The sequence below is a fragment of the Aerococcus viridans genome (genome assembly GCF_001543285.1).
GTDB lineage: Bacteria > Bacillota > Bacilli > Lactobacillales > Aerococcaceae > Aerococcus > Aerococcus viridans.
The window spans coordinates 1,925,391-1,938,830 of the sequence record NZ_CP014164.1 but is presented as its reverse complement, the minus strand read 5'-3'; the positions used below and the strand labels follow the sequence as shown (position 1 = coordinate 1,938,830).

Sequence of the window (13,440 nt, the reverse complement as noted above, 5' to 3'; positions counted from 1 at the left end):
TGCCAATTGTTTAGGATGTAAATCGGTATCATTGCCTCGTGACATGGCCCAGACTCCAAAGTAATAGATAAAGAAATTGGTTGGGATATTGATGAACGAGGTATAGAATGTGGCGTCAGGCCCGTATAAGGTGAGGATTAAAAGGAGGCCCATGAAACCATTATTTTGAAAGAAGGTCAGAAACTGAACAGTTCCGGCTATGGTTATTGGTGCTTTTAATAATTGTTGTCATTCAGCAACAAACCCTATCAGCATAATCATCACCAAAATGATCATTTGAATTACATACGTCAGAGCTTCACAGCTTTATTGTTTTTACTAACATTATTTAGACCACCGAGAAAGATTAGCTGGAATCAATAGGAAAAATGAAATAGGCAGGAATAAGCCAAAAAAGATATAAAAAAACGGTTAGAGTCAAGTTAGGGCGATAAGTAGACGATTTCAAGAAAAAGGAACAAAATGATAAAATGATTAAAATAAAGCTTTATTATTAGAATTTAATTTGGTATATTATAGACAACTCAGAAAAACGAAAAGGAGCGAGGTACCATGACTAACATGAACAAAAAATCATCGATGGCTATTTGGGCCTCAAATCCGTTTAGTATTTCTCACGCGTCTTTATTACTTTTATTAGCTTAGTTAGGGTTCTACAACATGATGTAGGGTCCTTTTTTCCATGAAATATGGGCCTAGCTAATTAGCCGGTGGTTCGTATCTCACGAAGCGCCGGCTTTTTTATTGGGACCAGTTAGCTAGGAAGAGTGACGAGAATGAAGGAGAATATTTTGAGTTAAGGGATACCCTTTTTCAAAGAAGGGGATTGGCAATTATATTAAAATTTAAAATTGTAGTGGAGATATAGGAGGATTTATCATGAATATTAAAGGGATTAAACGTTTCTCAGTCATGTTGCTGTCAACAATGGTAATTGCGGGTTGTGGAAATTTAACGCAGACTTCTAGTTCGAATTCAAATACGAGTGAGGACACGATTAAAATTGGTGGGAACTTTGAGTTAACGGGTTCTGCTGCTGGTTACGGGAATGATATTAATAACGGGGCGAAGCTAGCAGTTGAAGAAATCAACGAAGCTGGTGGGATCGACGGCAAGCAAATTGAATATATTGAAGCGGATAATAAGTCGGATGCCAATGAATCAGCGTCAGCGGCGGCGCGTTTGATTGATGAAGAGGGCGTATCAGCGATTGTCGGGCCGTCATTGACCGCTAACTTCCAAGCGCAAATTAATGCAGCTACACAAGCGCAAGTGCCATTTATTGGGCCAGCGGTAACAAGCGATGGGGCGACCTTGGATTCAAATGGCGAAGCTTATGAATATGGGTTCTCAGTAGCCTTCCTAAACTCTTTCCAAGGCGGCGCGATTGCACGTTTTTCAAATAACCAAGGCTATGAAACGGCAGCGGTTATGCAAGATAACTCTTCAGATTACGGACAAATTCTATCAGACGAATTTACAGGCGCTTTTGAAGGGGAAGTTGTAGCAACTGAATCCTATGTATCAGGCGATACAGACTTCTCTTCTATCTTAACGAATATTAAATCTAAAAATCCGGATGTCATCTTCATTGCCGGTTACTATACTGAAGCGGGAACAATCATCAAACAAGCCCGTGAAATGGGTATTGAAGCGGCGATTGTTGGACCAGATGGTTTGGCCTCAGAAGAGTTAAGCTCACTTGCGGGTGAAGAAAACATGAATGACATCTATTATGTGTCTCATTTCGCTTCAGATGAAGATGCTTCTCAAGCCTCTCAAGAATTCTCAGCAGCCTTTGAAGAAGCTTACGGTAAAGCGCCTGATGAGTTTGCAGCCTTAGGTTATGACGCAGTTTACCTATACGCAAATGCGGTAGAAGAAGTGGGTTCTGAAGACAATCAAGCCATTGCTGAAGCGATCGCGAATACCACTGATTTCCAAGGGGTAACTGGTGCAATCACAATGAAAGAAGACCATACACCAAATAAAACAGCCTACATCCAAGAGATTCAAAATAATGAAGTGGTTGGATCAACTGCAGTAGCGCCAGAATAGGCTTTAATACTTTTATACTTTAAAAAGATTCTCCGGAAATTCTAGCAAATTTCTAATAAAAGGCTTGTAACCATTTCTAAACTCTGCTATATTAATAGCAACTCATTAAGAACAAATTAAAAAGGAAGTGAAACAAGATGAGAACAGCTGTAAAACAATCATACAATGCCAGTAATCTTGTTTCGCCAACCTTTGCTAACATTATTATTATTATTAACTAAGGGGATTCTACGAATGTGTAGGGTCCTATTTCTCGTTAAAGAGGGCCTTGGTTAGAACGACGGTCCTGAAGCGGCTGTCGTTTTTTTATGGCAAATAATGATGTATCGTTTGGGTTTGAACATGAGGCAAAATTAAAATCAATTACGTTCTGGGGAGGACATATAGATGAAATTTAAAAAATTAGCTTTAACTTTACTATCTACCGTCACTTTAGCTGCTTGTGGGGCTGCGACTTCTACTAGCAATTCAGGCGCTACAAACACTGCAGGCAACGAAACTTTCAATGTTGGTGGTAACTTTGGTTTATCAGGTGCCTTTTCTGCTTACGGTACAGCGATCAACGATGGTGCAGCCCTGGCCTTCAAAGAAATCAACGAAGATGGTGGTGTCTTAGGTAAAGATGTGAACTATATCTCTGTAGACAACAAGTCAGATGCGACTGAATCAACTACGCAAACTGCGCGTTTAATTGATGAAGAAAATATCTCAGTTTTAGTTGGTTCTGATACAACAGGTTCAACAGAAGCACAAATCCAAACAGCGACTGACGCAAGTGTGCCAATTGTTGCACCAGCAGCGACAGGTGACTCATTAACATTAGATAGCTCTGGTAATGTGTTGGATTACGTCTTCCGTGTGCCGTTCCAAGATGCTTTCCAAGGTTCTGTACTAGCGGAATTTGCTAACCAAGAAGGTTACGAAACTGCGGCGATCATCCAAGATAACTCTTCTGACTACGGTCAAAACTTAGCAGCTGAGTTCGATGACATCTTTGAAGGTGAAGTAGTCGGAACTGAATCTTACGTTTCAGGTGATACTGATTTCAACTCAATTTTAAATAACATCGCTTCTAAGAACCCAGACGTCATTTTTATCGCTGGGTACTATACTGAAGGGGGTTCAATTGTGAAACAAGCCCGTGAAATGGGTATTGAATCAGCAATCTTAGCACCAGATGGTTTTGGGGCTGAAGAATTCGTTGAATTAGCTGGTGCTGAAAACGTGAATAACTTCTACTACACTGCTCACTACACAACTGGTGAAGGTGCAACAGATAAAACAACTGCATTCGTTGAAGCCTTTGAAGCAGAATATGGTTCAACACCAAACATGTTTGCTGCTTTAGGTTATGACGCAGCTTACCTAGTAGCAGATGCAGCTGGACGTGCTGGCGAGGATGACCGTCAAGCGATCACAGATGCCTTAGCTGAAACAACTGACTTTGAAGGAGTAACTGGTACATTCTCATTTGACGAAAACCACAACCCAGTGAAAACTGCTTACATCATCGAAATGGCAAATGGTGAAGAAGTAGGTTCTTCAGCAGTAAGTCCAGAAGATGTTGCCAACTAATCTTGCCTATTAAATCTAATCTACAAAAAAACATTAAAATAAAATTAAAAATCAATTGCTTTTTAGAAAGAAAAAACTTATACTAATAGTAGTCTTATCTTTATTGTTCCAAATATAAAATTTTGGAGGAATTTATGATGAAAATGAAAAAAATGCTTTTAACAATGGGTTCTTTAATGATGTTGGCGGCCTGTGGTTCAGTGACGCAAACATCCAACAATGCAAGTTCAACTAGCGAGAGTAGTGGAGATACTATCAAGATTGGTGGTAACTGGGACTTATCTGGTGCTGGTGCAGCCTATGGTGGCCCGGCAAATGAAGGGGTTAAATTGGCTTTTAAACTGGCGAATGATGCTGGGGGCATTAACGGTCAGACGATCGAATATGTTGAAGCTGACAACCGTACTGATCCAAATGAGTCTGCCAATACAGCAACACGCTTAATTGATGAAGAGAATGTACAAATGATTATCGGGCCAGCAACAACCGGTGCATTTGAAGCACAAATTCCAACTGGAACGAATGCTGAAATCCCAATGATTGCCCCAGCTGCGACAGGTGATACCTTAACAGTTGATAGTTCTGGTAATACATTAGCGTACGTTTTCCGTGTAGCATTCCAAGATGCTTTCCAAGGTTCGGCACTTGCAAGTTTTGCTAATGGTGAAGGTTATGAAACTGCCGCAATTATCCAAGACAATTCAACTGATTACGGACAGAACTTATCTGCTACGTTTGAAGAAGAATTCCAAGGAAACATTGTTGCAAATGAGTCATACATTGCAGGTGATTCTGACTTCAATTCAATCCTAAATAACATCGCTTCTGACGATCCGGACGTAATCTTTATAGCTGGTTACTATTCAGAGGGTGGTCCAATCGTTAAACAAGCACGTGAAAAGGGAATTGATGCAGTTATTCTGGCACCAGATGGTTTTGGTAGCCAAGAGTTTATTGATTTAGCGGGTGCGGAAAATGTAACCGACTTCTACTACACTTCTCACTATACAACTGGTGAAGGGTCAACAGAAGCAACGGCAGAGTTTATTGAAGCGTACGAAGCTGAATACGGTAAAACACCAGACATGTTTGCTGCTTTAGGTTACGATGCTGCCAACTTAGCGATTGACGCTATTGAACGTGCAGGATCAGGTGATCCAGATGCAGTAACAGCTGCAATTGAAGAAACAGAAGAATTTGCTGGTGCGACCGGTACATTCTCATTCGATGACCAACATAATCCAATCAAGACAGCTTACATTCTAGAAATGCAAGAAGGTGAAGTTGTAGGTTCTACTACAATCTCTCCAGACGACATCGTGAGTGAATAGAGTAGTCTGACCATTTAATAAAAAACAAATTTGGGAAGTTCTAGATGAAATGCAAACTTTGTACATGTTTGTCTTTTTAATACTAGGACTTCCCTTATTTTATGTTGAAAAATGAGGATATAAAGCGTTGACATTGTCAAAAGTATTACGATGTTAAAATAAAATTAGAAAATTATTAAAAAAGATTGCATAAGAATTGGCATATTCTTATAATAAAACCAGTCTTATTCTTATGGTATTTGCGGTAACTAGGTCAACTTCTGCAATGGCAGGGATGACAAAAAGTTGAAAATATTAAATGTTACATGAGTAAATACATACTTTATTAATAAAGATGAACAAATATAATGTTGGATTATATTTGCCGTGGGGCAACTCACAAGTATTCAAAAAAGGAAAAGGAAGTGAAATAAATGGAGATGTTTTTGCAACAGCTTGTAAACGGACTCTCTTTGGGTAGTATTTATGCCCTTATGGCTTTAGGTTATACAATGGTATACGGAATTATCGGCTTGATTAACTTCGCGCACGGTGATGTTTATATGGTTGGAGCCTTTTTTGGTTTTTGGTTAATTACGGGGTTAGGGATGAATATTATTCCAGCGCTTATATTAACAATGATTTTTACAGCAATTTTAGGGGTAATTATTGAGCGTGTGGCATACAAACCTTTACGTAAATCAACACGTATTGCAGCCTTAATTACGGCAATAGGGGTATCTTACCTATTACAAAACTTTATGATCTACTATGTAGGACCAGAAGTACGTGCCTTCCCTACATCATTACCAAACTTATCACTGGATTTAGGTTTATTTACGATTTCAACACAACAAGTGGTGATTTTCATTGTAACGATTATCTTGATGATTGCCCTACAGTACATTGTTCGTCAAACGAAAATGGGACAAGGGATGCGTGCAGTATCTGTAGATGCTGATGCAGCGCGTTTAATGGGTATCTCTGTAGATAGCATTATTTCCTTCACTTTCGCTATTGGTTCTGCCTTAGCTGGTGCTGGTGGGGTCTTGGTAGGTATCTACTATAACTCTATTTCACCAACTATGGGACTAACACCTGGTATTAAAGCCTTCGTAGCGGCTGTTTTAGGTGGTATTGGATCAATTCCTGGTGCCATGTTAGGTGGGGTTTTAATCGGTGTGGTTGAATCAATGGTATCTATGATTGGTTTATCTACTTGGCGTGACGCTGCCGTTTACTTCATTTTGATTATTATTTTAGTCTTCAAACCTAGCGGATTGTTAGGTAAAGGCACACAAGAGAAAGTATAGGAGGGTTATGATGAAAAAAGAATCATGGGCAAAAAACTTCTTTACTAAATCAACAATTACTTGGATTTGTGTGATTTTGGGACTATTCTTCTTAATCATGGCAGCCTATTTAATGGGATTAGTAACGTCGTTCTATCAAAATATTATGGTGACAATTGGGATTAATATGATCCTAGCTGTTGGTTTGAACTTAGTAGTAGGCTATGCGGGACAATTCTCGCTTGGTCACGCCGGATTTATGGCCATTGGTGCCTATGTTGGTGCCATCCTTTCAACTCAAATTCCAGGACCAATCGGTTTCTATGCTGGTATGGCTGCTGGGGCTGTTTTAGCAGCTATCGTCGCTTTAATCGTAGGGGTTCCTACCTTACGTTTGAAAGGTGACTACTTAGCGATTGCAACTTTAGGGGCTTCTGAAATTATCCGTGTCATCATCCAAAACTTAAAAATCACTAACGGTGCCGCTGGTATTTCAGGTATTCCAATGAATGTAACGTGGATTACTTTATTTATCTTCATCGTTTTAACAACATTATTCATTGTAAACTATATCCACTCTAGTCCAGGACGTGCTACTATTGCTGTTCGGGAAAACGAAATCGCTGCTGAATCTGTTGGGGTAAAAACAACTAAGTATAAAATCATCGCCTTTGTAATCGGTGCTGTAACAGCTTCAATCGCAGGTACTTTATACGCAGGTTACTTTTCAGTAATCAACCCATCCCAATTCACGTTCCAACGTTCAATCGACGTGTTAATCATCGTTGTATTCGGTGGTATCGGATCAGTAACAGGTTCATTCGTTGCAGCCATCGCCTTAGGTTTACTAAACTCAGTTTTAGCGCCTTTAGGTCAATTACGTATGGTTGTATACGGTATCGCGATTATCGCTATCATGGTATTCAAGCCATCTGGTTTAATGGGTGATTACGAATTACAATTCGCTAAATTATTCAACCGCAAGAAAAAAGATTCTGATAAAGAGGAGGCGTAACCATGTCATTATTGACGATTAAAGATTTAAATAAAAATTTTGGCGGGTTAGCCGCAGTATCAAATGTAAATATTGATTTAGAAAAGAATGAATTAGTTGGACTTATTGGGCCTAATGGTGCAGGTAAAACGACGTTATTTAACTTATTAACTGGTGTTTATGTACCAAGTTCAGGTGAAGTAAAATTATCAACTGACGAAGGTGATGTGGTTTTAAATGGTAAAGAGCCAAGTGAAATCAACCGCTATGGTTTAGCAAGAACCTTCCAAAATATCCGTTTATTTGGTCAGTTGACTGTTTTAGATAACGTGTTAGTAGCTTTACATACTAAACACGGCGCTAGCTTCTTGTCTAGTGTTTTGCGTACGCCAGCTTTCTACAAAAACCGGGAAGAATTAAAAGAACGCGCAGTCGAATTGCTAAGTATTTTTAACCTTCAAGATTTACTATATGAAAAAGCGAAAAACTTGCCATATGGTCAACAACGTCGTCTAGAAATCGTTCGTGCCTTAGCGACTGAGCCAAAAATCTTATTCTTGGATGAACCAGCTGCAGGGATGAACCCAAATGAAACAGCTAACTTAACTGAATTGATCCGTCAAATTCAAAAAGATTTCGACATTACAGTAGTCCTTATCGAACATGATATGTCTCTTGTAATGAATGTATGTGAACGTATCTACGTATTGGAATACGGTAAATTGATTGCCCACGGTACACCAAGCGAAATCCAAAGTAATCCAGCTGTTATCAAAGCGTACTTAGGAGGCGAGTAAAATATGACAATGTTAGAAGTAAAAGATTTGAAAGTCTCATACGGTATGATTGAAGCGATTAAAGGCATCAGCTTTGAAGTCAATCAAGGCGAAATTGTTTCCCTAATCGGTTCCAATGGTGCGGGTAAATCAACAACATTACGTACGATTTCAGGTATCAAACCAGCCAAAAGCGGACAAATCCTTTATGAAGGACAAGATATATTGAAATCAAACGCAATGAAAATTGTAAAAGCAGGGATTTCTCAAGTTCCTGAAGGTCGTCACGTATTTAAAGGGATGTCTGTTAAAGAAAACCTTTTAATGGGTGCCTACACTCGTAAAGACCGCGACGGCTTAAAAGAAGACATGGAAAAATCATTTGAATACTTCCCAATCATCAAAGAGCGTTTAAACCAAGACGCGGCCACTTTATCTGGTGGGGAACAGCAAATGGTGGCTATGGCAAGAGCCTTGATGGCTAAGCCAAAATTATTATTGTTAGATGAGCCTTCAATGGGGTTAGCGCCATTGTTCATCCAACAAATCTTCAACATCATTGAAGAAATCAATGCGGCTGGTACAACTGTCCTATTGATTGAACAAAATGCCAAGCAAGCATTAAGCATCTCTGACCGTGCTTACGTAATGGAAACGGGTAAGATTTTATTATCAGGATCTGGTCAAGAATTGTTAACCTCTGAGAAAGTACAAGAAGCTTATCTTGGTGGGGCAATGGTATAGATTTAAAGAATCTTAATATAAGCGTTGAGTAATCGTAATGGTTTACTCAACGCTTTTTATGTATAATGCAAGGGAAAAATGGGCCAATTATGGCCAAACGAGATGTATGCAAGGAGGTGACAATATTTTGGCAAATAAGAAGAAGCAAAAGAAACGTAAAATAAACGGTTGGCAAGGTTGGTTGAAAGGGTATCAACAGGTATTTAGGCTAATTTTCAAAAAAAGAAAATATAAAAAAATACGATATCCTTCAAAGAAGAAACGTGCGCAACGTCGTAAAGAGATATGGTTAGGAACACTTGCAATTCTTGGATTAATACTGTTTTTCTTTTCCCAAGACTATCAAGGCGTACCTACGTCAAGTGAGGCCTCCAGTGAAGAAGTGGAAATGGTATATACAGACCAAGAATTTGTGGATTTAATCGGCCAATATGCAGTAATGGAATACCCTGAATCTCACGTATTACCAAGTATTGTCACTGCCCAAGCAATACTGGAATCTAATTTTGGTAAAAGTCAATTATCTAGTGAATATTTTAATTTATTTGGCCGTAAATCATACAGCCCAAATGATCCAAGTGTAGATTTACCCACACAAGAATTTGTGAATGGGCGATATATTACGGTGGATGAACCTTTCCGGGTCTATACATCTTGGGAAGAATCAGTAGCTGATCACGGAAGGTTACTTGCAAACGGCACTTCATGGAATAAAACACATTATAGTGGTGTTTTGAATGCAAGCTCGTATAAAGAAGCGGCCTATGCCTTGCAAGAAGCTGGGTATGCTACAGATCCTAATTATGCAGAATCTTTGATAGATGTGATAGAAAGATACGAATTAACTCGGTTTGATAACCAGGTTCAATAGGATAAGTGAAAGAAAATTCATTTGCAATGGTTGCTATTCAAGTGTATTATAAAAGATGAACAATATTTCGTTATATTGTACTTTTTATAGGGGGTAAAACCGTGGCAAAGACTAAGAGCTATAAGGACATTGCATATCAATACCTAAAGGAACAAATCGATAGTAATTTGCTATTACCAGATACACACTTAAAAGAAGTGGAAATTGCAGAAACGCTAGGCATGAGTCGTACGCCGGTTCGAAAAGCCATGGCACAACTTGCTGAAGAAGATTATATTCGTATTGAACAATATAAGGGTGCGGTAGTAGCGAAAAATGCACTAAACGCACGAGCAATTGTGGAACGTCTACAATTTATTGAATTATTAACGATGAATCTCTTCCAGCAAATGCAAAATAAAGATGTCCAAGTAGACACCGAACGAGTTGAAGAGTTGAAACAAATTATTTCTGAATCACTTGCAACATATGACTTGGAAACTTACTTTGATACTGAATTCAAAATGTTTACCTATTTGGTATCCTTCTATCCGAATTCATACTTTAGACAAGTTACCTTGAATACAATTCAACCCCTACATGAATTGTACATAAAAGAAGCCAAGGAGGATCACTCAGCCTTCAAACGTGAAGCGAACGATTTAAAAGAAATCTATCCAACGATGCTGAAAGCTTTAGTACATAAAGATTATGCGATGGCGCGTAAACAAGCCCGCATCTGGATAAACCAATTAATTCTTTATCAAATCAACAAATAAGTGACAGAGACGAATCTTATAAGGTTCGTCTTTTTATGGCTTTAACCTTCGGCTGGAAAAAGGCGCTTTACTAAACATTCACAGATTAGGATTAATGATCATACAGCCATTGTAAGTGATCGATGTAACCATAATAAAAGTGAAACATTCCATGCTGAATATTGAGTGTCAATCGTAACTAATTAAACAAAGTGGAAGGCGAAGAATGGCCGACTTTGCATTATAATCAGACTCTCTCTCGACCAGCTTTAGTTCACTTGAGATTAGTCTGCAACCGACTACGTCAGTCACTACACTAACCTTCCAGTGTTGTTGGTCTGAGCGGTCTCGCTCGCACCTTGTTTAATCGGGCGCCACAAACCAGAAATGACTGCGTTTCAGATTAGTTTGCAACCGACTACGTCAGTCACTACACTAATCTTCCAACGGTTCATTTCTATCGGTTTGTGTCGCACCTTGTTTTCGTTGAACAGGTGTTCTATTAATGGTATCCTTAACAGTGAAACTATACGGGGAAGGTGGCCTAATGATGGCATTGAATCAATTTACGAAGGGGCTTAATGATCGACAAAAGGAAGCTGTTGAGCATACCGAGGGGCCGCTATTAATTATGGCTGGTGCGGGTAGTGGGAAGACGCGTGTTTTGACCCACCGCATGGCATATATTTTAAGTGAGAAAGATGTAAATCCTTGGAATATTTTAGCAATTACCTTTACCAACAAGGCAGCTAAAGAGATGAAAGAACGGGTGTCTGCCCTTGTAGGACCTGACGCAAACGATATGTGGGTATCTACATTCCACGCTATGTGTGTACGAATTTTAAGACGAGAAGCGGAAGCGATTGGCTTTACGCGGTCATTTACCATTGCGGATCCATCTGAACAACAAACCCTAATCAAACGTATTATTAAGGAATTGAACTTAGACAAGGACAAGTTTTCTTATAAAATGTTGTTAGGGCGTATTTCTGATGCGAAAAATAACTTAATGCTGCCTGACGACTACCGGCAAAATTATTCTGGATATATAGAAGATGTAGTGGCAGATGTATATGAACGCTACCAAAAAGGGCTACAAGCAGCGCAATCTTTCGATTTCGATGATTTAATCATGTATACCGTTAAATTATTCGACCAACAACCAGATATCTTGAAGTACTACCAACAAAAGTTCCACTATATCCACGTGGACGAGTACCAAGATACCAATGAAGCCCAATATAAATTGGTAAAACAATTAGGTGACTACTTCCACAACGTTTGTGTGGTAGGGGACGCGGACCAGTCTATTTATGGTTGGCGTGGTGCCAATATGGAAAATATCTTGAACTTCGAAAAGGATTATCCAAAATCAACCACTATCCTATTGGAACAAAATTACCGGTCTACTAAAAATATCTTGCAGGCGGCCAATAATGTCATCAATAAAAACACCTATCGTAAGGATAAGACCCTTTGGACAGATAATGACCAAGGTGAATTGATTTCTTATTATCGGGCGCAAAATGAGCGTGACGAGTCCAACTATGTCATCGGTAAAATTAAAGATGCTATCAAAGGACAAAGCAAGCGTTACGGAGACATTGCCATCCTGTATAGAACCAATGCCCAGTCCCGTGTAATGGAGGAGAATTTGGTCAAGGCCAACATGCCCTACCGGATCGTTGGCGGTCTAAAATTCTACGACCGCAAGGAAATTAAAGACATTCTAGCTTACCTACGTCTACTGGCCAATCCCTCTGATAACCTATCATTTACGCGGATTATCAACGTGCCTAAACGTGGTATTGGACCAGGAACCCTAGATAAATTAAACACATTCGCCAACCAGCAAGGGATTTCCCTTTTACAGGCGGCAACCCTAGTAGACCATTCACCTATCACTGGTAAAGGTGCTACGAATTTAAAGGCTTTCGGAAAGATGATGGCCAATCTCCAAGCGCAACGCGAATTCTTAGCCATCCAAGACTTAGTCGAGGAAATTTTAGCGCAAACCGGCTACTTAAAAGACTTGGAAAATCAAAAAACACTTGAAGCTGACGCCCGCATCGACAACATTCACGAGTTCATTTCGGTAACTCAAGAGTTCGACAAACGTTGGGAAGCTGAGCAAGAAGACCGCGAACAAGCAGCGCAAATTGCGGCCCAAGAAGAAGCGGACCGGCCGACAGAATTACAAGCAGCCAACCTCAACCAAAGCGACGTCAATCCGGAAAATAACCCGCTCAATCCAGATGGTAGCTTCAATTTATTCGACCTTGAAGGGATTCAAGCAGAACTTGATGGTGTGATTGACAACAATCCGGCTGAAGATGATGCCTTGATGGGCTTTATCACGGATTTATCATTGGTATCAGATTTAGACAACCAAGAAATTGACCAACAAGGGGAATTGACCTTGATGACCTTGCATGCAGCTAAAGGACTTGAGTTCCCAATTGTTTTCATTATTGGGATGGAGGAGGGCATGTTCCCATTAGCCCGTGCTGCTAAGGAAGAGTCTGAACTGGAAGAGGAACGCCGACTTGCTTATGTAGGCATTACCCGAGCGGAAGAGAAATTATACTTAACCAATTCATTGTCAAGGTTGCTTTATGGGAAATACCAATCCAACCCAGTGTCGCGCTTTATCGCAGAAATTGATGACGAATTATTAGATGACAGCGAAAATGAGCGGTCTGTTTTCCAACCATCTGGTGGTAGTCAATCAGACTTGCCATTTGGCTCAGGCTCAACGTTTGCGGCGGATTATGCTAGCAAGCGTAAACGGGCGTCCAACACCTATGAAAGAGCCAATGCCAAGTCTTACTATGAACGGAAGAAAGAAGCGAAACGGTCAGTATTTGACCCAGTTACTGCGAATAAAGATATTAAAACAGTAGATGGTCCAGTAACTTGGGCTATCGGCGATAAAGCCGTCCACAAAAAATGGGGTGTTGGGACAGTTGTCAAGGTTTCAGGAACTGGCAACGACCAAGAGTTAGATATCGCTTTCCCTAATCAAGGAATCAAGCGTCTATTATCTGCCTTCGCCCCAATTGAGAAACAAGCTTAAATTATCT

The 13,440-nt window shown here is 39.8% G+C and carries 9 protein-coding genes and 2 pseudogenes; all 11 read left to right on the top strand.

Annotated elements, in window-relative coordinates; translation table 11 throughout:
• Positions 1–879: 879 nt before the first annotated feature.
• Complete coding sequence (locus AWM76_RS09135) at positions 880–2,058, top strand: ABC transporter substrate-binding protein (RefSeq protein ID WP_003141463.1); 1,179 nt, start codon at positions 880–882, stop codon at positions 2,056–2,058.
• A 387-nt stretch (positions 2,059–2,445) separates the two neighbouring features.
• A complete protein-coding gene (locus tag AWM76_RS09130; protein ID WP_003141465.1) occupies positions 2,446–3,633 on the top strand; it encodes an ABC transporter substrate-binding protein in 1,188 nt (395 codons plus the stop codon).
• 137 nt (positions 3,634–3,770) lie between these two features.
• Positions 3,771–4,964, top strand: coding sequence for an ABC transporter substrate-binding protein (locus AWM76_RS09125; RefSeq protein ID WP_039934893.1), 1,194 nt, complete (start codon positions 3,771–3,773; stop codon positions 4,962–4,964).
• A gap of 413 nt (positions 4,965–5,377) precedes the next feature.
• Positions 5,378–6,256: a branched-chain amino acid ABC transporter permease gene (locus tag AWM76_RS09120; RefSeq protein WP_003141469.1), complete on the top strand. Its 879-nt coding sequence runs from the start codon at positions 5,378–5,380 to the stop codon at positions 6,254–6,256.
• 7 nt (positions 6,257–6,263) lie between these two features.
• On the top strand, positions 6,264–7,250 hold the full coding sequence (locus AWM76_RS09115; RefSeq protein ID WP_003141471.1) for a branched-chain amino acid ABC transporter permease: 987 nt from the start codon (positions 6,264–6,266) through the stop codon (positions 7,248–7,250).
• Between the two features lie 2 nt (positions 7,251–7,252).
• Positions 7,253–8,026, top strand: a complete 774-nt coding sequence (locus tag AWM76_RS09110; protein ID WP_003141474.1) for an ABC transporter ATP-binding protein — start codon at positions 7,253–7,255, stop codon at positions 8,024–8,026.
• Positions 8,027–8,029: 3 nt separating this feature from the next.
• Complete coding sequence (locus tag AWM76_RS09105; protein WP_003141476.1) at positions 8,030–8,749, top strand: ABC transporter ATP-binding protein; 720 nt, start codon at positions 8,030–8,032, stop codon at positions 8,747–8,749.
• A 127-nt stretch (positions 8,750–8,876) separates the two neighbouring features.
• A complete protein-coding gene (locus tag AWM76_RS09100; RefSeq protein WP_106427267.1) occupies positions 8,877–9,620 on the top strand; it encodes a glycoside hydrolase family 73 protein in 744 nt (247 codons plus the stop codon).
• Positions 9,621–9,721: 101 nt separating this feature from the next.
• Positions 9,722–10,378, top strand: a complete 657-nt coding sequence (locus AWM76_RS09095; protein WP_003141480.1) for a GntR family transcriptional regulator — start codon at positions 9,722–9,724, stop codon at positions 10,376–10,378.
• A 526-nt stretch (positions 10,379–10,904) separates the two neighbouring features.
• Positions 10,905–13,037: pseudogene (locus AWM76_RS09090) on the top strand (UvrD-helicase domain-containing protein); the annotation flags it as partial.
• A gap of 237 nt (positions 13,038–13,274) precedes the next feature.
• A pseudogene (locus AWM76_RS11160) lies at positions 13,275–13,433 on the top strand (hypothetical protein); the annotation flags it as partial.
• Between the last annotated feature and the right edge of the window lie 7 nt (positions 13,434–13,440).